The sequence below is a fragment of the Neisseria sp. 27098_8_112 genome (genome assembly GCF_041433235.1).
Lineage (GTDB): Bacteria > Pseudomonadota > Gammaproteobacteria > Burkholderiales > Neisseriaceae > Neisseria.
In genome coordinates, this window is record NZ_JAPWBB010000003.1 from 13,063 (window position 1) to 36,848 (window position 23,786).

The 23,786-nt window shown below is 52.9% G+C and carries 16 protein-coding genes and 1 pseudogene; 6 read left to right on the forward strand and 11 right to left on the reverse strand.

All coding sequences use genetic code 11. The features are described from left to right. Positions 1-48: 48 nt before the first annotated feature. Positions 49-408 carry a CrcB family protein gene (locus O3682_RS02650; protein ID WP_371508255.1) on the forward strand — a complete coding sequence of 120 codons (360 nt, stop codon included), beginning with the start codon at positions 49-51 and terminating at the stop codon, positions 406-408. 49 nt (positions 409-457) lie between these two features. Here the strand turns inward: O3682_RS02650 and O3682_RS02655 are convergent, their stop codons facing one another. The 4 genes from O3682_RS02655 to ppx all read right to left on the reverse strand — a co-directional run bounded on the left by O3682_RS02655 (position 458) and on the right by ppx (position 4,053). Continuing rightward, the gene (locus tag O3682_RS02655; RefSeq protein ID WP_371508257.1) at positions 458-1,084 is read right to left on the reverse strand and encodes an NAD(P)H-hydrate epimerase; all 627 of its coding nucleotides are present in this window, start codon (positions 1,082-1,084) and stop codon (positions 458-460) included. Positions 1,085-1,106: 22 nt separating this feature from the next. After that, a complete protein-coding gene (truB, locus tag O3682_RS02660; RefSeq protein ID WP_371508258.1) occupies positions 1,107-2,021 on the reverse strand; it encodes a tRNA pseudouridine(55) synthase TruB in 915 nt (304 codons plus the stop codon). A gap of 64 nt (positions 2,022-2,085) precedes the next feature. Next, positions 2,086-2,457 (reverse strand): 30S ribosome-binding factor RbfA, encoded by a 372-nt coding sequence (gene rbfA, locus O3682_RS02665; protein WP_371508260.1) that lies wholly within the window; start codon positions 2,455-2,457, stop codon positions 2,086-2,088. An 87-nt stretch (positions 2,458-2,544) separates the two neighbouring features. After that, the gene (gene ppx, locus O3682_RS02670) at positions 2,545-4,053 is read right to left on the reverse strand and encodes an exopolyphosphatase (RefSeq protein ID WP_254323804.1); all 1,509 of its coding nucleotides are present in this window, start codon (positions 4,051-4,053) and stop codon (positions 2,545-2,547) included. A gap of 173 nt (positions 4,054-4,226) precedes the next feature. On the opposite strand from ppx, the gene O3682_RS02675 reads away from it, so the two are divergent. The 4 genes from O3682_RS02675 to O3682_RS02690 all read left to right on the forward strand — a co-directional run bounded on the left by O3682_RS02675 (position 4,227) and on the right by O3682_RS02690 (position 8,377). After that, on the forward strand, positions 4,227-4,850 hold the full coding sequence (locus tag O3682_RS02675) for a lytic transglycosylase domain-containing protein (protein ID WP_101755603.1): 624 nt from the start codon (positions 4,227-4,229) through the stop codon (positions 4,848-4,850). Positions 4,851-5,040: 190 nt separating this feature from the next. Further along, positions 5,041-6,423, forward strand: a complete 1,383-nt coding sequence (locus O3682_RS02680; RefSeq protein ID WP_070461587.1) for an MFS transporter — start codon at positions 5,041-5,043, stop codon at positions 6,421-6,423. Between the two features lies 1 nt (position 6,424). Next, on the forward strand, positions 6,425-6,952 hold the full coding sequence (locus O3682_RS02685; RefSeq protein WP_049332709.1) for a single-stranded DNA-binding protein: 528 nt from the start codon (positions 6,425-6,427) through the stop codon (positions 6,950-6,952). A 471-nt stretch (positions 6,953-7,423) separates the two neighbouring features. After that, on the forward strand, positions 7,424-8,377 hold the full coding sequence (locus O3682_RS02690) for a site-specific integrase (RefSeq protein ID WP_371508262.1): 954 nt from the start codon (positions 7,424-7,426) through the stop codon (positions 8,375-8,377). 131 nt (positions 8,378-8,508) lie between these two features. Here the strand turns inward: O3682_RS02690 and O3682_RS02695 are convergent, their stop codons facing one another. The 3 genes and pseudogenes from O3682_RS02695 to O3682_RS02705 all read right to left on the reverse strand — a co-directional run. Beyond that, the gene (locus O3682_RS02695) at positions 8,509-9,726 is read right to left on the reverse strand and encodes a hemagglutinin repeat-containing protein (RefSeq protein WP_371508483.1); all 1,218 of its coding nucleotides are present in this window, start codon (positions 9,724-9,726) and stop codon (positions 8,509-8,511) included. A 51-nt stretch (positions 9,727-9,777) separates the two neighbouring features. Beyond that, on the reverse strand, positions 9,778-10,146 hold the full coding sequence (locus O3682_RS02700; protein WP_003712418.1) for a hypothetical protein: 369 nt from the start codon (positions 10,144-10,146) through the stop codon (positions 9,778-9,780). 377 nt (positions 10,147-10,523) lie between these two features. Continuing rightward, positions 10,524-10,745, reverse strand: a pseudogene (locus O3682_RS02705) (adhesin); the annotation flags it as partial. A gap of 1,458 nt (positions 10,746-12,203) precedes the next feature. On the opposite strand from O3682_RS02705, the gene O3682_RS02710 reads away from it, so the two are divergent. Beyond that, on the forward strand, positions 12,204-12,515 hold the full coding sequence (locus tag O3682_RS02710; RefSeq protein ID WP_371508264.1) for a hypothetical protein: 312 nt from the start codon (positions 12,204-12,206) through the stop codon (positions 12,513-12,515). On the opposite strand, the gene O3682_RS02715 is transcribed toward O3682_RS02710, so the two are convergent. The 4 genes from O3682_RS02715 to O3682_RS02730 form a co-directional block, all read right to left on the reverse strand. Beyond that, positions 12,490-13,161: a hypothetical protein gene (locus tag O3682_RS02715; RefSeq protein WP_003686835.1), complete on the reverse strand. Its 672-nt coding sequence runs from the start codon at positions 13,159-13,161 to the stop codon at positions 12,490-12,492. The genes O3682_RS02710 and O3682_RS02715 overlap by 26 nt on opposite strands. 286 nt (positions 13,162-13,447) lie before the next feature. Then, the gene (locus tag O3682_RS02720) at positions 13,448-13,984 is read right to left on the reverse strand and encodes a hemagglutinin repeat-containing protein (RefSeq protein WP_371508266.1); all 537 of its coding nucleotides are present in this window, start codon (positions 13,982-13,984) and stop codon (positions 13,448-13,450) included. Positions 13,985-14,075: 91 nt separating this feature from the next. Continuing rightward, positions 14,076-14,570 carry a contact-dependent growth inhibition system immunity protein gene (locus O3682_RS02725; RefSeq protein ID WP_019271746.1) on the reverse strand — a complete coding sequence of 165 codons (495 nt, stop codon included), beginning with the start codon at positions 14,568-14,570 and terminating at the stop codon, positions 14,076-14,078. Continuing rightward, the gene (locus O3682_RS02730) at positions 14,570-23,779 is read right to left on the reverse strand and encodes a hemagglutinin repeat-containing protein (RefSeq protein WP_371508268.1); all 9,210 of its coding nucleotides are present in this window, start codon (positions 23,777-23,779) and stop codon (positions 14,570-14,572) included. The genes O3682_RS02725 and O3682_RS02730 overlap by 1 nt, the downstream gene beginning before the upstream one ends. Positions 23,780-23,786 lie beyond the last annotated feature (7 nt).

The following is a 23,786-nucleotide window of genomic DNA, read 5'->3' on the forward strand; positions in this document are numbered from 1 at the left end:
CCTAAATGACCGGATAGCCTGTTTTTTGAATTGAATTTTTAACTTGTTATGTTTGCTTATATTTTTCCCATTGTTTGCGGTGCCACTGTCGGAGCTGTATTGCGTTGGCTGTTTGGCTTGGTGCTGGTGTCTTCTGCGCCTTTTTCTATCGGTACATTGGCGGCAAACTGGCTGGGAGCGTTGCTGATCGGCGTATTGGCAGAACTCTTAACCGATCCGCAATGGCGTTTGCTTTGGATTACCGGCTTTCTCGGCAGCTTGACCACATTTTCAGGTTTTTCAGTGGAGATGGTGGGTTTGATGCAGGCGCAACGTTGGGGCATGGCTTTGATGGCAACCTGTCTGCATGTTTTCGGTTCGTTTGGTTTGACGGCGCTGGGGATTAAATTGGCGCAGATTTGGAAGTAAGCAAAAATAACAGGGTGCAAAATTGCACCCTGTTATTTTTTATAGGCATTTAATCAATGCCAATAGGCAAACAGACGGTTTCTTGACAATAGGTTTGGCCGGACTCGCTTAAATGCGCCGGTTTATAGGCGGCAAAGGTGTAGGTCAGGCCTGCGTGGAATGTATCGGGATCGGCTTCGGCGGTGTCGCAGTTGAGGCCGGTGGGAATATCGAGGGCGACTTTCAGGCCGTCTGCATGATTAAGTTGGCGGCAGAGGGCGGCGATTTCTGATGGAAGGGCGCCGCTGAAGCCTGTTCCGAATATGCCTTCGATAATGATGTCGTAACCTTTTTTCAGACGGCCTTCCAGTTCTTGTACGGATATCAATTCAATATGGGGCAAACCGTTGAGGCGTTCGCGATTGGTTTGAGCCAAGGGGGAGAGATTTTCTCCGAGTGAAAACAGAATGTCGATGTGCCAACCTTGCGCCTGCATATATCTTGCCATGACTAAGCCGTCGCCGCCGTTGTTGCCTTTGCCGCAAACGATCAAGGCGCGTCCGGCTTGAGGGAGACGCTGCATGAGGTCTCGGGCGGCAGAGCTGCCGGCGTTTTCCATCAGTTGGTCGAAGCTTGTGCCTTTATCGACGGCTGCTTGTTCGCGTTCACGCATTTGGGCGGCGGTATAGACTTTCATGATTGGCTCTCTTTGTAGGAAGTTATTTGTCGGCGGTATTCATCAGGCGTAAGGCTTTCAGACGGCCTATTTCTTTTTGATATTCCACCAGTCCGATAAATGTGCCGTCTCGGCTGTATACGCGGATGGGCTGTTCGGCGGAAATGTCTTCAGTGAACTGGGGGCGTTGGCCGTGTTTGAGCATGGTAACGGCGTAGTCGTTCAACTCAAGTTTGGGGAAATGTAGTACCAAAACATCGCAAGGCAGCAATAGGGCATCGCGTTCGGCTTCGTCCAATTCTGCCAAAGCTTCGAGCGTGTGGCTTTGGGCAATGGTAAATCCGGCGGTTTCAGTACGGCGTAGGGCGGTCAGGTGGGCGAATGTGCCGATGTGTTTGGCGATGTCTTCGCTGAGGGTGCGGATGTAAGTGCCTTTGCTGCAACGTACGTCTATCACGGCTTTGGGTGCATCAAACTCTGTGATATCAATGGAGTAAATGGTGATGTCGCGCGCTTTGCGTTCGATAATGATGCCTTTGCGTGCGTATTCGTACAGCGGTTTGCCTTCGTGCTTGAGGGCGGAAAACATCGGCGGCACTTGGCGGATATCGCCCGTTAAGGCTTGGCAGGCCGTCTGAAATTTGGACAATGAAATATCGGCGCGTGCGGTGGCGATGATTTCTCCTTCTGCATCGCCCGTACTGCTGGCTTCGCCCAGTTTCAGCGTGGCGGTATAGGCTTTGTCGGCATCAATCAGGTATTGGGCAAACTTGGTCGCCTCGCCGAAACAAACAGGCAAAAGCCCTGTGGCCAAAGGATCGAGTACGCCGGTATGCCCGGCTTTTTCGGCACGGAACAAACGCCGCGCTTTTTGCAGGGCGGTGTTGCTGGAAAGACCTTCGGGTTTGTCGAGGAGAAGAACGCCGTTGACCGGGCGTTTGGTGGGTTTGGCTGTCATATCGGGTAGGGGGTAATGTTCAGGCCGTCTGAAAGCATTCAGACGGCCTGTGTGTTTTAATCAATCAGTATTCAACCGGTTTTTCCGCTGCCACTTGGTCGATCAGGCTGGAAATGCTCATGCCACGCTCCAACGATTCGTCGTATTTGAAGTGCAGCTCGGGCGTTTTGAAGAGTTTGATGCGTTTGGCCAATTCGCTGCGCAAATGGCCTTTGGCGTGTTCCAAAGCTTCTTCGGTGATGTCGCGTGTGCTGTCGTCGAGGACAGTGTAGAACACGGTCGCGTGGCTGTAATCGCGGGTAACTTCGACTTCGTTGATGGTGATGAAGCCTGCGCGCGGATCTTTCAGGCCGGTGCGGACGAGTTCGGCCAGTTCGCGCATGATTTGCTCTTTGACACGGTCTTGGCGGGCGTAGCCGCGTTGGGGTTTTCTCATGGTTTTCCTTGATGTATGGCAGGCTGTCGTTTTCAGACGGCCTGCGGTTTGGATTTTGAAAAGCTGCCTATTATAACGGAGCGCGGTTTATTGTGCTTGAACCGAGAAAGGCATATCGATTTTTTGCCATTGCGCGCTTTCGTAGTCCAGCGCATCGGCGATGAGGGGGTGTTGCTCCAGCCATTGGGCATTGATGCGCAAGATGAAACTGTGGCTGTTTTCATCGACGCGAAGCTGGGTTTGCGGCGGCAAATCGAGCGGCAGGCGCGAGCGGCAGAAGAGGGCGGCCAGACGCAGGGACAATACGGCACACCACATGATTTCGTTGTCGCCGATAATGTCCGCCATTTTCTTGAGGTCGCCGCGATGGCCGATAACCAGTTGCGCCAAAATGGTTTGCTCTTTGCGTGAGAAGCCCGGCATATCGGCGTTTTCGAGAATGTAGGCGGAGTGTTTGTGATAACCGGTATGGGCGATATCCAAGCCGATTTCATGCAGACGGCCTGCGCGGCTGAGGTATTGGTTCCACAGGGCGAGTTCTTGAACGGTTACGTTTTTGGCGTGGCACAGGCTGTTCATGAAGGCTTGCGCGGTATCGGCAACACGTTTGGCTTGGTTGAGGCTGACGTGGTAGCGTTTTTGGAACTCTGCCGTTGTCTGCTCGCGCATATCGACATTGAGGCTGCGGCCGATTAAGTCGTAGAACACGCCGTCGCGGAGGGCGGCTTCGGTAACGGTCATTTTGGTCAGCGAGAGTTCGTCGAAAGCGGCCATCATCACGGCCAACCCGCCCGCAAAAACTTCGACGCGTTCGGGTTTGAGGTTTTCAAATTTGGCTTTTTTAACCGAACCGGCTTCGATAATCCTATCGGCAAGATAACGCATGCCTTGGGCGGTAATGTCGGCTTCCTGCGGCAATTCGGCCGCCAAAACGTCGCGTATGGATTTGGCCGAACCGGACGTGCCGATGGCGAAATCCCAACCGGTGCGCTTCATCAGTTTGCTGATGCGCTGGATTTCGATACGCGCGGCGGAAACGGCGGCTTGGAAATCTTTGGCGGTCACTTTGTTTTGGAAGAAGCGCATGCTGTATGTTACGCAGCCCAAAGGCAGGCTTTCTGTGGTCAGCGGTTGCAAATCCGAGCCGATGACAAATTCGGTCGAGCCGCCGCCAATGTCGATAACCAGCATTTTGTCGCCTTTGGGCGGCAGGGTATGCACTACGCCGGTGTAAATCAGACGCGCTTCTTCGCGGCCGGCAATGACTTCGATGGGAAAACCCAGCGCCGCTTCGGCACGGGGCAGGAATTGGGCGATGTTTTTGGCGACGCGGAAAGTGTTGGTGGCCACCACGCGCACGTTTTCAGGTTGGAATCCGCGCAGGCGTTCGCCGAATTTTGCCAAACATTCCAAGGCTTGTTCTTGAGAGGCTTCGCTCAGGTTTTTTTGTTCGTCCAAGCCGGCGGCAAAGCGTACCATTTGTTTGAAGGAGTCGATGACTTTCAGCTGGCCGTTGTTGTTTTCACAAATTTGCAGGCGGAAACTATTGGAACCCAAATCGACGGAGGCTAAAACGTTGGCGGGAGTGGTGGTCATAAAAAATACCGCTTGATTAGAAAAACCTAAATGTTACTTGAGGCGGTATCACTTGACAATAAAAGGAATACAGCTCTTTGATTCTGCTCATAGATGTATTTTATAATGCCGATTTTAAGCAAATATATCAAAGGCCGTCTGAACTTTTCTGACGGCCTAAAAAGAGAAAACACATGAAATCGGAAAACCAAGATTCCTTATTTTTATCGCGCCGCCGCCTGTTGCAAGTCGGCGGAGCCATGCTTCTGACGCCTACGGCCGCATGGGCGGGGGCGCAACGTGAAGAAACGCTGGCCGATGATGTGGCGTCCGTGATGCGCAGTTCGATCAATAGCGCCAGTCCTGCGCGGCTGGTGTTTACCGATGCAAGGGAAGGGGAGCGTTGGTTGGCGGCGATGTCTTCCCGATTGGCACGCTTTATTCCCGATGAAGGCGAGCGCCGCCGTCTGCTGATCAATATCCAATACGAAAGCAGCCGGGCCGGACTCAATACTCAAGTGATTTTGGGTTTGATTGAAGTGGAAAGCGCGTTTCGCCAATATGCCATCAGTGGCGTGGGTGCGCGCGGTTTGATGCAGGTGATGCCGTTTTGGAAAAACTATATCGGCAATCCGTCGCACAACCTTTTCGACATCCGCACCAATCTGCGCTACGGCTGCACTATTCTGCGCCATTACAACAATATCGAAAAAGGCAATATTGTCCGCGCGTTGGCAAGGTTTAACGGCAGCTTGGGCAGCAACAAATATCCGAATGCCGTATTGGGCGCGTGGCGGAATAGATGGCAGTGGGGTTGATTCGGGATAAATGGGATAGGGCATGCTGGTTTTCAGTTGAAACCGTTTTATACCGATGAAGCAGGTTTGCGATAAACGGCTTGCGATTTGACCCCATGCAATTCTTTTGAATCCTGTATAATCAGGAAATCTGTTAATTCACACTTTCAGACGGCCTTTCGCAAACTTAAGGCCGTCTGAAACATTATTTATGGCAAGAGATAACCGCATTCAAATGTTTCCGCACGAGTGGCGTGCCAGTACCACACTTTCCGGCGTTTACGCACTGCGTATGTTGGGGATGTTTTTGGTGTTGCCTGTTTTGGCGATGTATGCCGCTTCGTTGCCCGGAGCAGAAAACAATAAAGCGCTGGTCGGTATGGCGATGGGTATTTACGGGCTGACACAGGCTTTGCTACAGCTGCCTTTGGGCATGGCTTCCGACAAGTTCGGCCGCAAAAAAGTGATTTATGCCGGCCTGATTGTATTTGCGGCGGGTAGTTTTTTGGCCGCAGTTGCCGACAGTCTGCAGATGTTGGTTGCCGCGCGTGCCATTCAAGGAGCGGGTGCCGTCAGTGCGGCGGTAACGGCTTTGCTGGCAGATTTGACCCGTAACGAAGTGCGGACGCGTGCGATGGCGATGATCGGCCTAAGTATCGGCTTGACCTTCTCCGTCAGCCTAGTGCTGGCGCCGATGATTGCCAGCTTTATCGGCGTATCCGGCCTGTTTGCGCTGACCGGTATTCTGACGGTAATCAGTATCGGCGTGGTTGCCTGGATGACACCTGATCCGGAAGTGTCAAAAATGCACGAAGACACGCAGGCGCAGCCTTCGCGTATGGGTGAGGTATTGAAAAACCGCCAACTGCTCAATCTCGACTTCGGTATTTTTGCCTTGCATGCGGCGCAAATGGCTTTATTTACCGCATTGCCGTTTGCCATGACGCAGCTGGGTTTGGAAAAAATCCATCACTGGCAAGTCTATCTGCCGTCAACCATTACCGGCTTGATTATTATGGTGCCGCTGATTATCGTCGGCGAAACGCGCAACAAACTCAAACAAGTGTTTATCCTTGGTATCATCTGCATTGCCGCGGCGCAAATCGGTCTGCTGTTCGGAATGCACTCGGTATGGTTGATTACCGCTTATCTGATTGTTTATTTTATTGGTTTCAATGTATTGGAAGCCAGCCTGCCGTCTATGGTATCGAAAATCGCTCCGTCCGATTTGAAAGGCACGGCGATGGGCGTATATAACACCATGCAGTCGGTCGGCTTGTTTGTCGGCGGCGCAACCGGTGGTTTATTGTTCCAAAAATACGGTTTTGTAGGCGTATTTGCCTTTTGTAGCGTATTGATGTTGCTGTGGCTGGTATTGGCAGTCATTTCGCCGGCACCTAAACCTGTCAAAAACCTCAGCTATCCGCTTAACGCCGAATGGCAACAAAATCCGGATTTGCTCTACCAAAAATTGACCGAAATTGAAGGCGTTGAAAGCATCAGCTTTAGCGCAGACAAACAAACCATTTATATCAAGGCCTTGCAAAAAGGATTCGACCAAGAGGCCGCCGAAAAAATTATCACAGGAGTGTAAAATGTCATTGAATAAAGTTATCCTCATCGGCCGTCTCGGCCGCGACCCGGAAGTCCGCTATATGCCCAACGGCGAGGCCGTCTGTAACTTCAGCGTTGCCACCAGCGAAACGTGGAATGACCGTAACGGCCAACGCGTAGAACGTACCGAATGGCACAACATCACCATGTACCGCAAACTCGCCGAGATCGCCGGTCAATACCTGCGTAAAGGCAGCCAAGTGTACCTGGAAGGCCGTATCCAAAGCCGTAAATACCAAGGAAAAGACGGCATCGAGCGCACCGCTTACGACATCATCGCCAACGAAATGAAAATGCTCGGCGGCCGCAACGACAACAGCGGCGGTGCACCATACGATGACGGCTACAACCAAGGCGGTCATTCAAGCCAAAGCAGTTACCAACAAGCGCCACAACAGCAATACCAATCTGCTCCGGCTCAAGAACCCCCAGCCGCCCCAGCCCGTCGTCCTGCTCCGGCACAACCGACTGCTCCGGTTGATGATATCGACGACGATATTCCGTTCTGAATTCTATATACTTGAATTTTGTAAAAATAAATCATTAAAACCTAGAGAAACCTTATATAACAAGGTTTCTCTTTTTTTACACTTATTTTGACGTTTGTTATCTTATTTGTTAGTATTTATATATATAAACTCTGTAAATTTAGTAGATATGTATAGACTAGAAACAATCCTATTTTCAAATGGAGAACGCTTTTCTCTGTTAGTTAATGAGAAAACTGGTATACCTGATTTTTATTCAACCCTATGGGTGACAGTAGAACTACGTAATCAATCCGCAGTAAATACCATTAGAAATAAACTAGGAATCATACAATGGTTAATGAGCTGGGAAAAAGAGAATAATCTTGTTATTAGTGATCTAATTCATAAAGAGATACTCTTAACAGAAAATCAATTAGAATCGCTTATTCAACATATGAGACTAAATGTAAAAAAGCAAAAGAATGTAATTAGTACGAAAAAAGTGTGTTAATGAAAGGTCGAACTCAATTTATTGATATTTACCCGTCTGTATCCCTTAGTCACCAATACAATAGGTTAACAACGCTTTCAGAATACATTTTATTTCTATCTAAAGTAATAAGTACATCTAACGAATATGTTGAGAAATTAAAAAAATTACTTATGCTAATTAAAGGAGTAAGACCTAAGAATCATAAAGCATTATCTATAAAACCAGAAAGTGAGTTACCCGATGGATTGTTAGATGAGTTTATGTCTATTGCAAACTTTTCAAACCCTAATAATCCGTTTCAAGATATCGGAATAAGAAAAAGAAACCATTTAATGTTTATCTTACTGAAAGAATTAGGAATTAGAAGAGGAGAACTATTATCACTTAAAATACCATTTATCGATATAGGGACTGCTAAACCATCAGTTACAATAAAGCGAACGCATGATGATAAATTTGATACAAGAAAAATTCAGGCAGTTAGTAAAACTAAAGAAAGGCGCTTGCCAATATCACAAAAGATAGCTCAACTCCTTAATGATTATATTATAAATTATCGTTCTAAAGTTCCCAATGCGAATACACATCCATATTTGTTTGTAACTCATCGAAAAGGAAAAACTCAAGGGAGTCCAATTAGTACAAGTTCTTTTGATAACGTTATTGTACCAATGATGAAAAAGGTAGATCCAAGATTCTCGATTATTTATCCGCATATTTTTCGTCATGAATGGAACTTATATTTTTCACGAAAAGTGGATAAGAATAATAAAAATTTAAATCATGATTCTTCCCATAAAGATTTTATCTCCTCTGAAAAAGAGGCAAAGATAAGACAGCATCTCATGGGGCATACGTCAGAAAAATCAGGTAATTTCTATAATCAACGTTATATTAGAGAAAAAGCTAACAAGATATTATTAGAACTTCAAATTGAGTTTCAGAAAAAGGTTGATGATTATGAATCATAATAAAATTATTAGACAATCTAGAGATGGATATGTATTTGATGAAAGGGAAAATTCTTGGCATATAAGCAAAGAAATAAAGATTAATTTTTCTAAACATATATTAGGAATTAATAAAAAAATATTAGAAGGGTTTAGAAAGACATTAGCAATATATGCCGAAAAATATTTAGGCTGAGATAGTGTTCGTAGCTGCCGTCGTTTTGCTCTTTCAGACGGCCTTCGTAAGCGGCCTGTTGTTTTTCCAGCTCTTCGGCTGCCGCTTTGGCACGGTTGCCACTATAGGTGGCAACGGCGCTGTGGATGACGGCAGTCGATTGGGCGACGGTTTGCTGTTTGTCGAGTAGGTTTTGCAGATCGGGTACGGCTTCGGCGCTGCGGTGGGCGTTTTGCAGATCGGTTTGGATGCCGAGTGCGCGGGCGCTGGTGGCTTGGTCGCCGATGGTGATGTTGCCTTCGCTGAGTACGGAGCGGGTATAGCCTTGGCTGTTGCCGCTTTCATGCTGCGGCAGGGTGGGGCTGTAGTTGAGGCCTTTGTTCATGTTCTGGCCGGCGGTTTGGGACGCACGACCAAAGGCGCTTTGATTGAAGCCGTTGCTTCCTTTCAGGCTGCCGCCGTAGCCGGCGCCGATGCCCATGCTGCTGGCGCTGTAGCTGCTTTCGTTGCGGATGTCTTCAAAGCTGAAACTGCGGGCGGTCAGTTCGTTGTGATCTTTATCTGCGGCAGAAGCGATGGCACCGCCTTTAAGCCGGACGCTATCGGCTGTGATGTGGTAGCCGCCTTCGCCGGCAAAGAGACCGCTTTGGTTGCCGACGCTGCGGCTGTGGCCGCTGGCTTTGCTTTGGTTGTAGTTGCCGGATACGCTCCATGCGGTACCGAGCGCGACTTGGGCGCGGATGCCGCCGCCGCTTTGTTTGCTCTCCTGTTCGACAGTGTCCTGCGGGCTTTCGATATAAAGGGTGCCGCCGACATTGGCGTCGATGCGTCGGGCATGGGCTTGGGCACCGTTCAGCACGGTATTGCCCTTGCTGCTGAGCTGCAGTTTGTCCGATTGCAGCAGGGTGTTTTGATGGGTTTGGCTGTCCGAACGGTTTTTGCCTTTGCCGTAGGCCGCTTCGGCATAGATATAGACACCGGTTTGCGCACCAACGGAAACGCCGACGCCGACCTGTACGCCGGCATTGCGGTTTTTGCCGTCCTGATGTTGGCTGTCTTGGGCCGACTGCAGCCGGATATCGCGCGCGGAATCGAGGCGGATGGTGTCGCCCGCAGTAATGTTGCTGCCTTGGACGGTAATGTCGCCCTCGCGGCTGCGGATATTGATGTCGCCGCCGGCTTTCAGGCTGTCGATTTAGCTTTTGGCCTATGATGTTTCTTCGTTTTTGCAATTAAGCTCTAATTTTTATTTTATATATATTTTCTCATACAAGGGAGAAGCACAAATATTTTCCCAACCAAACTCTTTAAGCACCTGCTTGGCTAATGTACGTATATTTCCCCATTCCTGACTATATAATCCTGATTCATCAAGCCAAATGAAATCGAATCCATCTCCACTAATGCTAGATATATATGCATTTAAATTTAATAGCATTTCTTTTTGTCTAGTTGTCAAGATACTTCCTTTATCTAAACACTCTTCAAATGCATCAGTGAATTCCAAAACAATTTCCTCCCCAGCAGTATGCCTAGATCCTGTAATTTTTTTCTGAGTATCAGGATCTTGAGTCATGGCAACAACAGACCAACGCAAATTTGATAACTCATCCATAAATAATCCTTTCATTTATATAAGATAGTTGCTTTTTCATTTGTTTTATTATACGTTTTAGGGTTAACTATTTTAATTTTCCCTTTATCTGTTGTAGATATTTTATAGTATTCACCACCATGTCTTCCTCCTCCTGGATGAACTTGAATTTGAGTGATTGTTTTATGACCTTCTATTTTTACAATAAGTGCCTTTCCACTTCCTTGTGTGCTTTGTCTAACAGTTGCTTTATATCCAGCATTGTTAAAATGCTCTGCAATCCTTACGGCTGATAATCCCCAAATGGATTGAGGGTTATTTTGCCAAATAGAAATTAATTGTTGAGAGTTTATTAGCTGCTTGGATTCATAAACCGATGCTGTACTTCCCTCTAAAATTTTAGAGTTAAATATTTTTTTAATTCCGTCGGGCCGTACCACTTTTACCGCATTGTCCGACCACGTTACCACAGAGCCTTTCGGTATCAGCTCTCCGTTGGCCAGGCGTTGTTCCTGTGCCAAGGTAACGGTTGTTCCTTTTACCGCTTGGGGGCTTTGGGGAATGCGGGCTTCGCCGACAGGAACAGCCTTTCCGGATGGAGCCTCGGCCTTGCGGACAATTTTGCTTAAATTCCCGGCACTATTCACTACCTTTGCGGCGGCAGACGAGCGGACAATGGCAGATGCCGTCCCACCGCTGACAACCATAAATGCTGCATTGGTTCCAACCCGGGCATCAAACATTGCGTCCATTCTGCCTGCAAGTTGCGGATCGTTGATATATGCTTCGTCGCGAACCGCTTTCCAGTTTTCGTAGGACATCACAACTTTGTTGACTGTTTGCACGGGACTGGAAACGGCTTCGGCCAATGGAACAATGGTATTGTCCCACGGGTGGCGTATGCCCTCCCATGTGCCTACAACAATCTCTTTGGCTGCCAGATAGGATGCTTCTAATTCATAGGCTTCGTAAGAGCGGATGTAAAGGTCTTTGCCCTTTGGATTGTTTTGGTAGATCTTATCTGCTCTGGCTCTCAGGCTTCGTTCGCCGGGTGTGAATCCGTCCAAACGGTTTAGGGCATTATTCTCCACCGCATTCTGCCCCAACACGCCCCCTACCTGTGCGTTGAACAGGGCATTGGTGTTTGCGCCGTTGGTGCCGTTCAGGCTGCCTCCGGTGGCACCGACTACCGAAGCAACCGCACCGGTCTGCGCTTTGATCTCTTCTTTAATGTGCTCGGGCAGAAGGTTGGGATTGAATTTCCCCGTTATCGGGTCGATGGCGGTCTTGCCGTCGTCGTATTGTTTGGCCAGATACTCGGCTGCGCGTTCGGCGGCAACGGCAGCGCTGCCGCCGGCAAGCGGGTCGGCGCCGTTGGCGTAGGCCAAGGCGGCACCGAGCATAAAGTGGCCGATTGCTTGCGCGGCTTCGTTTTTGTTTTCACCGTGGCCGAAGCGCTTGCCGATGGCGGCTGCGGCATACGGTGCCAAAGTATTGGCCGCCAGCTGCAGATCCCCCTGGCCGCCCAATGCTCCGGTAATCAGGGTTTCGGCGGCGCTAAGCGCACGGCTTTTGCTGCCGCCTATGCCCCAGCTTCGGGCTTCTTGGTAGGCTTGGGCGTAGGCGGGGGAATGGGCCAGCATCTCTTGTTGTCGTTGTGCGTCGCTTAGGCTGAGATAGTGTTCGTAGCTGCCGTCGTTACGCTCTTTCAGGCTGCCTTCGTGGGCGGCCTGTTGTTTTTCCAGCTCTTCGGCTGCCGCTTTGGCACGGTTGCCCCTATAGGTGCCGACGGCACTGTGGATGGCGGCAGTCGATTGGGCGACGGTTTGCTGTTTGTCGAGTAGGTTTTGCAGATCGGGTACGGCTTCGGCGCTGCGGTAGGCGTTTTGCAGATCGGTTTGGATGCCGAGTGCGCGGGCGCTGGTGGCTTGGCCGCCGATGGTAATTTTGCCTTCGCCGAGTACGGAGCGGGTATAGCCTTGGCTGTCGCCGCTTTCATGTTGCGGCAGGGTGGGGCTGTAGTTGAGGCCTTTGTTCATGTTCTGGCCGGCGGTTTGGGACGCACGGCCGAAGGCGCTTTGATTGAAGCCGTTGCTTCCTTTCAGGCTGCCGCCATAACCGGCACCGATGCCCATGCTTTGGGCACTGTAGCTGCTTTCGTTGCGGAGGTCTTCGAAGCTGAAACTGCGGGCGGTGAGTTCGTTGTGGTCTTTGTCTGCGGCAGAAGCGATGGCGCCGCCTTTAAGCCGGACGCTGTCGGCTGTGATGTGGTAGCCGCCTTCGCCGGCAAAGAGACCGCTTTGGCTGCCGACGTTAAAAGACAGCCTGGATATTTTTCAGACTGTCTTTTTGAAGAGATGAAAGTTATTTGTTTCTCAATATCTCAATAAGGGCGGCTTTGGACTGGTAGAAGTCCAAATCAAATAATGAAATGCCTAAATGTTTGCAATATTCTTCGATCATCTCCACAGTCAGCCTGTTTTTTTTGAGTCTTTCGGTATATTTTTCTGTCTGTTCAAACGGCAGCGGCGTGCCATATTCCATAAACTCGACACGACTGGTTTCTTTATGCAGCATAACATTTCTGGTTTCGCAGTCATGACGGGAAACCTGTTTGCTGCCCTCATACAGGGTAAATGAGACCGCACCGAATTCGTCTTTGCCAAAATATGGACGTAAATACATAGTCAATAATCTGATTTTCCACAGCAAGGCTTCATACGGCACACTTGAAAAGTCTGTGCCGTTCCGGTTATTACCTATTAGCAATGACCAATCAGACTGCGTTTCCAACAATAAATATTTGGATGATCCGGTAATCTCAAGCGGATTCAAGAAATCCAATTTCTGACTGAGGGTATACTCCTCATCCAAATACGATAGTTTCGGTTTTAGATTTTGATAAAAATCACTTAAATCCATACGTCTTTTTAGATAAAGATCCAGTGCTTTTTCAAATGGCGCGCCAATAAAATAAAACTGTTTCAGGCTCGGATGGCCGTCTCTTGCAAGAAAAAAATCTTTGTTTACATTCATAATTTAATCCACAGTCCTTAAAATTACAATAGCATCCGGATCATTACTCAATGCTCTCGATGCATGTCCGGCTCCACGGTTTGAGCTGGTGCGATCGTATTCGATATAAATTCGTTTATTGGAATTTGGTAGAGTGGCTTGAACATCCGGACGGCAGATCCCTACACGGCACATTTGGTTGTTTACCTGCTGTTGGTTGATCCTAATATCTTTCGCTGCGGCTGTGGCCGCTGGCTTTGCTTTGGTTGTAGTTGCCGGATACGCTCCATGCGGTACCGAGCGCGACTTAGGCGCGGATGCCGCCGCCGCTTTGTTTGCTCTCCTGTTCGACAGTGTCCTGCGGGCTTTCGATGTGCAGTGTGCCGCCGACTTCAGCGTCGATGCGTTTTGCATGGGCTTGGGCACCGTTCAGCACGGTATTGCCCTTGCTGCTGAGCTGCAGTTTGTCCGATTGCAGCAGGGTGTTTTGATGGGTTTGGCTGTCCGAACGGTTTTTGCCTTTGCCGTAGGTGGCTTCGGCATAGATATAGACACCGGTTTGCGCACCGACGGAAACCCCGACGCCGACCTGTACGCCGGCATTGCGGTTTTTGCCGTCCTGATGTTGGCTGTCTTGGGCCGACTGCAGCAGGATGTCGCGCGCGGAATCGAGGCGGATGGTGTCGCCCGCAGTAATGTTGCTGCCTTGGACGGTAATGTCGCCCTCGCGGCTGCGGATATTGATGTCGCCACCGGCTTTCAGGCTGCTTTGCCGGCTTTGGCGGTAGTGTTGGTTTTGTTCTTTGCCGGCGGATTTAAAGCCGAAGCCGGCTTCAACGGACAAGAGGACAGCGCCTTGCTGTCCGGTTTGGTTTTTGACGGCGTCGGCCACTAAAAGTATGTTGTGGGAACAGGCCTATGCACTACGTATATACTTACTTACAATAACTTAGAGCTTGTTTTGCTCCTTGTCCAATTTCCGAGTAGTTTCTGTCAACGGGTATGATTATATCTTTTCCATCAATGCCTTCCCACGCATCCGATCTGATATGTTTATTGGGGGAAATTACGATTTCCTTGCTATCCATTTTAATGCTGCACATCATCATCTTTCTAAAAAAAGCTAATTTGGTTTTATACCCCAGTGTTTCTCGTATATGATCAACCCATTGGTTATAGCGTTGAACTCTTTGTACCGGATCGAAAAAATTTTTATATTCTTTACTCCCATATTCAAAAGTTCGACTATTTTTTAATGCCTGGAAAACAGCTTGACCAAGCAGATTGTTATCGACATCCGGAAACAAAATATGAGGTGGGAATAAGGTGTCTAACATTAACAACCTAAATCCGGATTCTGTTTGCACAATGAACGCTTTTTCATTTGCATACAAACTTGCAAAATATTTATTTTCGCACTTATCTTCCATTATTTAATCTCCGTTACTTTAACATTAATACCATGAGTCTTTCCATATTCTATCGCTTTGTTGATTTGCTGCCATTGTTCTTTAGTGGTTTGGGCTGGAATAGCTAAATGTATCTCTCTCCGAGTAATTGTATCAGCATTTAACTTAACACTAGAAAGAGAGTAAGTTTTAAAATTGGCAGCTTTGTCAATATAATTTTTTAAAGTACTATAAATTTGTCTTGGTTTGAGCATCCTTGATGCTGTTTGTGTATCCAATGTCTTAGCACTAATGGCTAAGCCATCACGGGAGTCATAATAATCAAAAGTTTTAAAATTCTTTGGTAGTCGAGCATCCGAGGGAAGGTTTTTACCAACATAATTCTCCCATGGCATACCTTGCTTTCCAATACCATTATTCCATTGGATACCTACTTTTGAATTAGAAACGGTTTTACTTGGTTTGGCAAATAAGATATTTAAATCCGTAACTTTCTGATGTGCAGTTGAAAATTGATTAGCCATACGCCCAGCATTAACATCCAAGCTGGTCAGCGGTCGGTTATATCCGGCCGGAATCGGTCCGCGGATTGCCAACGGAGATTTCTTAACCGAAGCCCCACCAAGACTGACACTACCCAACATTGTTCCGGCACCTAAAAAGAAATTGGCTTTCCCGTGCTCAAGGTTTCCCTGTGTGATTTGATAAGTTCCGTAACTGGCTTGTGCTCCACCAATAGCCATCATCAGATAACGTCCTCGAGTGGTAAATTCCAAACCTAAAGCAATGCCTTGTGCGGTGGAGGCTGCTGCTCTGCCTTCAAAACTATCGGCATAAGCTTTATCCCTTTCAAGGATATTCCAAGCTTTCTCGTATTTCCCTATCGGACGACCTTCCGATAAAAAGAAATGCTTAACAGCAGCCAAACCGGTTTTATACTTTCCTCGGGCATCCTGGATTTCTTTCCAAGAGTTATTCCAATGTTCTCTGACTTTTCTATCTCTTTTGGCTAGCCAAAACGGATAATAAGGTTCTCCATTTCTCAAGATTTCTTTACCTTGATAGAGATCATTCTTAATTTTTCTATCAAGAATTTTCTGATCATCATAGATGATGTCTAGATAGGATCGCAAACTAGCTGCTTCTTGGGTTGTCAGGTCTTTTTTTCCATCTTTTCGATGAAGGTCTGAATAATATTTTCTATATAACTCATTGCTTACTTGGTCTTTAGCAGCCAGCCGCTCAAATTCGGCCTTTTCCTTATTACTTGCTGTATGGTTGAGAATTTTCTCTGTTAAAAGATCGTATTTTTTTCTGTCTTCGTTGTTAAGCAGATTATTCTCCACCGCATTCTGTCCAAGCACACCCCCTACCTGTGCATTGAACAGGGCATTGCTGTTGCCGTTGGTGCTGCCGCTGCCGTTCAGACTGCCGCCCGCCGCACCCACCACCGAAGCAATCGCCCCGGTCTGCGCTTTGATCTCTTCCTTAATGTGCTCGGGCAGAAGGTTGGGATTGAATTTCCCCGTTGTCGGGTCAATCGCGGTCTTGCCGTCGTCGTATTGTTTGGCCAGATACCCGGCCGCACGTTCTGCAGCAACGGCAGCGCTGCCGCCGGCCAGCGGGTCGGCGCCGTTGGCGTAGGCCAAGGCCGCGCCGAGCATAAAGTGGCCGATTGCTTGCGCGGCTTCGTTTTTGTTTTCACCGTGGCCGAAGCGCTTGCCGATGGCGGCTGCAGCATACGGCGCCAACGTATTGGCCGCCAGCTGTAAATCACCCTGGCCGCCCAGGGCGCCGGTAATCAGGGTTTCGGCGGCGCTAAGCGCACGGCTTTTGCTGCCGCCTACACCCCAGCTTCGGGCTTCTTGGTAGGCTTGGGCGTAGGCGGGGGAATGGGCCAGCATCTCCTGCTGCCGTTGTGCGTCGCTTAGGCTGAGGTAGTGTTCGTAGCTGCCGTCGTTACGCTCTTTCAGGCTGCCTTCGTGGGCGGCTTGTTGTTTTTCCAGCTCTTCGGCTGCCGCTTTGGCACGGTTGCCCCTATAGGTGGCAACGGAGCTGTGGATGACGGCAGTCGATTGGGCAATGGTTTGCTGTTTGTCGAGTAGGTTTTGCAGATCGGGAACGCTGTCGGCACCGTGATGGGCAGTGGCCGAATCGGTATGGATGCCTAGGGCGCGGGCACTGGTTTTTTTGCCGCCGATGGTGATGTTGCCTTCGCTGAGCAGCGAGCGGGTATAGCCTTGGCTGTTGCCGCTTTCATGTTGCGGCAGGGTGGGGCTGTAGTTGAAGCCTTTATTCATGTTCTGGCCGGCGGTTTGGGACGCACGACCAAAGGCGCTTTGATTGAAGCCGTTGCTTCCTTTCAGGCTGCCGCCATAACCGGCACCGATGCCCATGCTGCTGGCGCTGTAGCTGCTTTCGTTGCGGATGTCTTCGAAGCTGAAACTGCGGGCGGTCAGTTCGTTGTGATCTTTATCTGCGGCAGAAGCGATGGCACCGCCTTTAAGCCGGACGCTATCGGCTGTGATGTGGTAGCCGCCTTCGCCGGCAAAGAGACCGCTTTGGCTGCCGACGCTGCGGCTGTGGCCGCTGGCTTTGCTTTGGTTGTAGTTGCCGGATACGCTCCATGCGGTACCGAGCGCGACTTGGGCGCGGATGCCGCCGCCGCTTTGTTTGCTCTCCTGTTCGACAGTGTCCTGCGGGCTTTCGATATAAAGGGTGCCGCCGACATCGGCGTCGATGCGTCGGGCATGGGCTTGGGCACCATTCAGCACGGTATTGCCCTTGCTGCTGAGCTGCAGTTTGTCCGATTGCAGCAGGGTGTTTTGATGGGTTTGGCTGTCGGTGCGGTTTTTGCCTTTGCCGTAGGCGGCTTCGGCGTAGATATAGACGCCGGTTTGGGCACCAACGGAAACCCCGACGCCGACCTGTACGCCGGCATTGCGGTTTTTGCCGTCCTGATGTTGGCTGTCTTGGGCCGACTGCAGCAGGATGTCGCGCGCGGAATCGAGGCGGATGGTGTCGCCCGCAGTAATGTTGCTGCCTTGGACGGTAATGTTGCCCTCGCGGCTGCCGATGTTGATGTCGCCGCCGGCTTTCAGGCTGCTTTGCCGGCTTTGGCGGTAGTTTTGGTTTTGTTCCTTGCTGGCGGTTTTAAAGCCGAAGCCGGCTTCAACGGACAAGAGGACGGCACCTTGTTGGCCGGTTTGGTTTTTAAGGGCATCGGCCAGTTGGTAGGCTTGGGCGCCGGCGGCTAGACCCTGCAGGGCGCGGGTGCGGTCGTCGGCTTTGCTTTTGGCAGCACCTTCGGCAGCGTTGACCAGATCGATCAGCGGTGAGGAGATTTTGGCGAAGGTGCCGATTTTAAGGTCGCGCTCGCTTTGGCGGCTGCGGCCGTGATTGTCGGCGGTGCGGATATCGATGCTTTGGGCGCTGATGTCGATGTCGCGGGCGGCGGCAAGATCGCTGCCGGTTTGGCGGTAGGCGCCGCCGGCATCTATCCGCACGCCGCCTTTCAGGCTGCCGATTTGGCTTTTGGCCTGCAGGGTTTCTTCACCTTCGCTCTCGCGGCGATTTTTCATCCAGCCGCTAAAGTGCTCGGTGTCGGAAATAACCGCACTACCGATGCCGGAAGAAACTTGGCGCTCGCTCTGGCTTTGGCGGTGTTCGGCAGCGCGGATGTCAATGTCGCCGCCGGCTTTAAGCAGCAGGTCGTCTTGGGAGACCAGACTGCTGCCGCTGACGGCGATATTGCCTTTTTCGGCAAGCAGACGGGTTTTACCGCCCACGGACAGGGTGCTGCCGCTGATGCTGCCGATCTCGCCCGCAGCCTGCCCCTGATCGTTAAAGGTGCCGAAGGGGGTGATATGGTCGCGGTTGTCGATGGAGAAACCGCTACGCTTGCTGCTGCCGGTTTGCCGGCGGCTGTCGGCCGCGGCCAGCAGTCGGATGTCGTCGCGGGCATACAGCAGGGCATCGCCTTCGGCGGAGATTTGTGCGCCTTTGGCTTCGATGTTGCCTTCGGTGGCACGGATGCTGAGATGGCGGCCGGCTGTCAGCGAGCTGCCGACGGCTTCGGCGCTGCTGCCATCCTGCACCTGCGTGCTGCGGCTGCGGCCGCCGCTGATGACAACGGGCGTGCCCGCCGCCTGGCTGGCTTTGGCTGAGGCGCTGCTGCGCTGCATCCAGTTACCGACGATACTGTCGCTGTACCCGCCGCCCTGCATGGCTTTGTCCCAGGCATTTTTGCCGGCGGTATAGGGGTCGTAAGTGATGCCGACCGAGAAGCCGCTCTGTTTGTGCTGCGCTTCGCTGTGCCGCTCGTTCCGTTTGTAGGCTTCGCCGAGGGAAACTTCGCGCCCCTGCAGATGCAGATCGCCGCCGGCATACAGTTGTGCGGCTTCGGTAGTCAGTTTGCCGCCCGCTGCTACGGTGGTGTTGCCTTTCAGGCTGCCTATCTGCGAGGAGATTACGGCAGACGATACGCTGTTTTGCTGCAGGTTTTCTTGGGTTTTGCCGTAACCGGCCATCGCTACGCCGTTTTTCAGGCTGCCGGTGAGGCCGGACTTTTTGCGCTCGTGGTTTTCCCAATCTTGGTAGCGGTGGTCTGCGGCGTCAATGCGCACTCCGCCTTGGGCGGCAATCAGGGTCTGATCGTCGCTGATGACTTGGCTGCCGCGGATGCGGGTGTCGCCGCCGGAAGCCGTTCTGACTTCGCGGCCGGTAATCACGCTGCCGGCTGCTTCGTCGTGTTGGCGCCGGTATTGGTCCAGCCGGCTTTTGCTGCCGACCAAACCGCGCTCTTTGCTGTAGGTCGATTCGTCCAGATCCAGGGTGCGGCGGCCTTCGGCGATGTCGATGTTTCCTTGGGCGGCCAGGGTGGTGCGGCCGTTTTGGCTGTCGATTTGGCCTTGGCGGATGTTCAGGTCTTTGCCGGCGGATACGGTGATGTTGCCAAGCGCTTCGATACGGCTGCCTGCTTCGGCGCTTTGGTGAACGTGGCGGTGGTTTTTGTCGTTTGCCGCGCCGTAGCTTTCGTGGCTTTCGGTGCGGACGGTGCCGAGTGTGACGCTGCCTTGGTGGGAAACGACTTGGGTACGGCCGTCGCGGGCGCGGTTGGCCAGGCGGGCGCCGTTCAGTTTGATGTCATGCCCTGCTTCGAGGCTGAGCAGGCCTTGGCCGTCTTCTGTGCCGCTGACATACAGTCCGGCCACACGGTCAACGGTGGTGCGGCCGTTGTGTGAGTCGCCGCTTTGGGCGGTGCTGCTTTGGAGGGTGATGTTGTCGGCTTTGAGGCTGAGCAGCTGTTCGGCTTCGATGCTGCCGCCGGTGATGTCGATTTGTTGTTGGGCGTCGAGTATGACGTTTTTGCCGCCGATGCGGCCGCTGTTGCTGATGTCGCCGGCGGCCAGATCGACGATGCGCCGACCGGCCAGGGTGCCGCGGTTGTCGATGCGGCCGGCATTCAGCTGCAGGGCGTCGGCGCTGATGAGGCCGCCGGCACTGTTGAGATCGCCGGGGCGGGCGAGTACGTAGACTTTGGGTACGAGTACGCTTTGGCTGCTGCCGTCGGCCAGGGTAACGGTCTGGCTTTCAAGCCAGACGATGTCGCTGGTCAGCCGGGCAACCTGCTCGGGGGACAGGGCGATGCCGGGGGTCAGCTGCTGGGTGCGGGCGAAGCTGATGCCGGCGTCCATCAGGGCTTGGAATTGGGCTTCGTCGTTGGGGTAGCCGTCCAGACGGCGGTAGCCGGTCAGACGGGCAATCTGTTCGTTGATCAGGCGTTGCTCGTAATAGCCGTCGCCCAGCCGTTTGTGGGTGCGGTTGGGATCGGTTTGCAGGGCTTTGAGCATGTAGTCGCTGCCCAGCCAGGTGCGGTAGTCGGCATAGGCGGGATCGGTTTCCACCAGATAGCCGGGGCGGTCGGGACGGACGGTGTACAGGCTGCTTTCGGGCAGGCTGAAGCTGCCGTCGGGACTTTTAATGCGCGGAGGGGTAACGGCGGCGGTGGCGGCATCGGCTGCGGCGGCATGGCCGGCAGGAGGGTTCAGGCTGCCTTGGTTTTGCAGAATGTCGCTCAGCTGGTTTTCAAAGTCGTGGGTGCTGACGCTCGGGTTGTTGTAAGCATAACCACCTCTCCAATAGACATGATGCCTGCCTCGGTGGCCATGGCTTCTTTCGAAGGTCGCATGTTCGCTTATGCCGACTTCTTCCAGACGCCGCTGCTCTTGGGTGGCGTGGTTGGCAATCTTGTCTTTGGAAAGCCCCGACAATGTGCCACCGATCAGGATTTTGCTGTCACTGTTACGCCATTCTCCGCCTTCGGCTTTCAGGTCGCCGCCAATCAGGATTTCGCCCGGACGGCTTTCTACGATACGTTGGCGGTAACGGTTCAGGCTGTATTGGTAGCGGCGTACCGCCGATACGTCGGAGCGTTCGAATTTGCGTTCGGTACTGCCGCTTTTCTGTCTGCCCTGCTCGTTGAAACGGAAGACCAGATTGGTTCGGTATTGGCTCATGTTGCCGTCTTCGCCGTCAATGTAGCGTTCGGGCTCGCCGGCAAAGGTGTAGGCAGTTTGGCGGCGGCTGTCGGCCAAATATTCTTCGGTGCGCAAACCGGCGTTCAGGTTGTCCAGTTTTTGAACGGCAATCTGCCCGCCTCCCGCTGCTTCAATCCGCGCGCCGCGGTTTTCCAGTCGCTCGGCCCTGCCTTCGGCCTGATGGCTCTCGTTCAAACGGCCGCCGATATGCAGTGTGCCTTCGCTGCTGATCAGGCTGGAGACGCTGCCGGTTTGTACTTGGCCGTTTTCAATCCGGCCAAAGCCGCTGCCGGTGTTGCTTATGCTGCGCATGCCGATGTCCAGACGTTCGCGGGCGGCAATGACGGGGGCTTGGTTTTTGCCGTCTGCGCTTCGTTCTTCGCGGTTGTTCAGGCTGCCGCCGCCCAGGGCGAGACGGCTGCCGTAGATGCGGCCGCTGCCGATGTTGTTCAGGGCAGTCGCGGCATCAATGCGGGTCAGGCCGTTGCTGTTGATCAGGCCGCGGTTGTCAACGGTGTCGGCGCCAAGACGGGTATTGCTGCCGGAAACCAGTTTGCCTTCGGCGCGGTTGTCGATGTGCCGGGCACGGATGTCGAGCGCTTGGCCGCCGGCCAAACGGTGGCGGTTGCGGATGCTGCCGCCGCTTTCGATGCTGAGTTTGCGGCCGGCTTCGATGTCGCCGCTGCTGTCAAAGTCGGCGCTGAGTTTGAGGGCGGCGTCGCGGCCGGCGGCCAGGGTGCCGCTGCCGTCCAGCCGGTTGGCCTTCAGTTCGAGATCTTGGCCGGCCAGAATGCTGCTGCCGCCGCCGGCAATATCGCCGGCGGCCAGTTTCAGGCTGCCGGCAGTGGTGATTTCGCCTTGTTCGTTATTCAGGCCGTCTGAAAGGAGGATGTCGCTTTGGCTGTTGCTGCGGATGGCGCCTTGGCGGTTGTCGAGTTGGGTGCCATCCAGTTTCAGGCTGCCTGCGGCCAGGGCGCCGCCGCGGTTGTCGGTGTGGCGGCTGCTAATGTCGGCGCTGCGGGCGAGGATGGTGCCTTGGTGGTTGTCGAAACGGCCGCCTTCTGTTTTCAGGCTGCCGAGGGTCAGACGGCCGCTGTTGGCCAGTTCGCTGTGTACGTTCAGATCGGTGCGGCCGCCCGCTTCGATGGTGCCGCTGTTGTCCAAACGGCCGGAGACGCTGATGCGGCCTTCGGCAGGAGCGGGAACCGGGGTGTGGCCGCTGTTGCCGTTGCCGTTATTGGCGGGCGGCAGGTTGTTGCCGGAATTACCGTTTCCGCCGCCGTTGTTACCGTTGTTACTGCCGTTGTTGCCGCTATTGTTTCCACTGCTGCCGTTGTTGTTTTCCGGCAGGCCGATGCGGCCGCTGTTGGCCAGGCGGGCGGTATCGACGGTGAGATTCTGACTGCCACTTTGGCTGATGCGGCCGCTGTTGTCCAATACGGGGGCGGCGATGTCGAGACGGCCGCCGTCGATTTGGCCGCTGTTGCCGATATGGGCGCTGCGGATGCGGGTTTCTGAGGTGCTGAGAATGCGGCCGCTGTTGTTCAGGCTGCTTGTGCTGTCGATGCTGCTTTGGCCGTGGGCGTAAAGGGTGCCGCTGTTGTCGGTTTGGCCGGCGTTAAGACGCAGGGCGCCGCCGTCTTGGGCGGCAACCGTGCCGCTGTTGGCCAGTGTTCCGTCGGCGCTGAGGGTCACGCCGCCGGCACCGGCGTAAATCTTGCCGGCATTGCGGATGCCGCTGCCGTTGTCGGCGGCAATCAGGGTGATTTTGCCGGCATACATGCCGCCAAGGGCGCCGGTGTCGATGGCAAAGACGGGGGCGGATGAAGACGGGGCGCGGGGTGCGGCGGCGTCTTTCAGGCTGCCTGCGGCGTCGGTTTGGCCGCCGGCTGCAATCACTTGGACGTCCTGCCCCCAAATGCCGCCGTCAATCTTGGCGGCACGGCTGAGAATGCGGGTGTAGTCGGCATCGCGCCCGTCAAGACCCTGAGCGCCGATTTCGATGCGGCCGCTGCCGATGTCCAAACCGTCGAAACGGCCGTCTGCCAGGATGGGACGGCCGGTAGTGAGGGTGGCGCCTGTGCCGTTGATAAAGCCGCCGCCGTCGACGCGGATGCCGGCGGGGTTGGCCATTACCACTTCGGCGCGGCGGCCGGCGATTTCGATATAGCCGTTCAGCCGGCTCGGGTCGCTGCTGTTGATTTGGTTGACGATTACACGGGCTTCGCCGCGGGCGAGAAAGGGGTTGCCCTGTATCCAGCCGGCCTGGCGGGTGGATACGCTTTTATGGCTGTTGTTGAGAATGGTGCCGCGCGTGTCGACATCGAAACGGCGGTATTGGTTGACGGATACGCCGTGGGCGGTGGGGGTTTGGATATTGACCTGCGGCAGTCCGTTGCCGGTTTGCAGGATGACGGGCTGCTGGGATTTGGGGGCGGATTTGTCGGCTTGGATGTCGGCAGCGGCAGCGGGCACAATCAGGGCCGAACCGAAACCGAGCAGCAGGCTGAAAGTCAGCGTGCCCAAATGCAAACGGCAGCCTGAACGGGTTTTTGGGCTGCCGTCACCGCCACCGGTTTCTCCGCCTGAGCGCTCGCCGGGACTTTTGCCCTGCCCGATGGCAGTCTCGGCTACGGCCATCAGGATGCCGCGGGTGCGGTTGAAGACGATTTTATGGCGGTGTTTGTTCATGTTCTTG

What these genes read in the sequence shown, in the direction of transcription:
- O3682_RS02655 (WP_371508257.1), bottom strand. Translation starts at nt 1,084, where the DNA reads ATGAAAGTCTATACCGCCGCCCAAATGCGTGAACGCGAACAAGCAGCC.
- rbfA (WP_371508260.1), bottom strand. Translation starts at nt 2,457, where the DNA reads ATGAGAAAACCCCAACGCGGCTACGCCCGCCAAGACCGTGTCAAAGAG.
- O3682_RS02650 (WP_371508255.1), top strand. Translation starts at nt 49, where the DNA reads ATGTTTGCTTATATTTTTCCCATTGTTTGCGGTGCCACTGTCGGAGCT.
- O3682_RS02715 (WP_003686835.1), bottom strand. Translation starts at nt 13,161, where the DNA reads ATGAATGTAAACAAAGATTTTTTTCTTGCAAGAGACGGCCATCCGAGC.
- O3682_RS02700 (WP_003712418.1), bottom strand. Translation starts at nt 10,146, where the DNA reads ATGGATGAGTTATCAAATTTGCGTTGGTCTGTTGTTGCCATGACTCAA.
- O3682_RS02690 (WP_371508262.1), top strand. Translation starts at nt 7,424, where the DNA reads ATGAAAGGTCGAACTCAATTTATTGATATTTACCCGTCTGTATCCCTT.
- O3682_RS02725 (WP_019271746.1), bottom strand. Translation starts at nt 14,570, where the DNA reads ATGGAAGATAAGTGCGAAAATAAATATTTTGCAAGTTTGTATGCAAAT.
- truB (WP_371508258.1), bottom strand. Translation starts at nt 2,021, where the DNA reads ATGACAGCCAAACCCACCAAACGCCCGGTCAACGGCGTTCTTCTCCTC.
- O3682_RS02685 (WP_049332709.1), top strand. Translation starts at nt 6,425, where the DNA reads ATGTCATTGAATAAAGTTATCCTCATCGGCCGTCTCGGCCGCGACCCG.
- O3682_RS02675 (WP_101755603.1), top strand. Translation starts at nt 4,227, where the DNA reads ATGAAATCGGAAAACCAAGATTCCTTATTTTTATCGCGCCGCCGCCTG.
- ppx (WP_254323804.1), bottom strand. Translation starts at nt 4,053, where the DNA reads ATGACCACCACTCCCGCCAACGTTTTAGCCTCCGTCGATTTGGGTTCC.
- O3682_RS02680 (WP_070461587.1), top strand. Translation starts at nt 5,041, where the DNA reads ATGGCAAGAGATAACCGCATTCAAATGTTTCCGCACGAGTGGCGTGCC.
- O3682_RS02730 (WP_371508268.1), bottom strand. Translation starts at nt 23,779, where the DNA reads ATGAACAAACACCGCCATAAAATCGTCTTCAACCGCACCCGCGGCATC.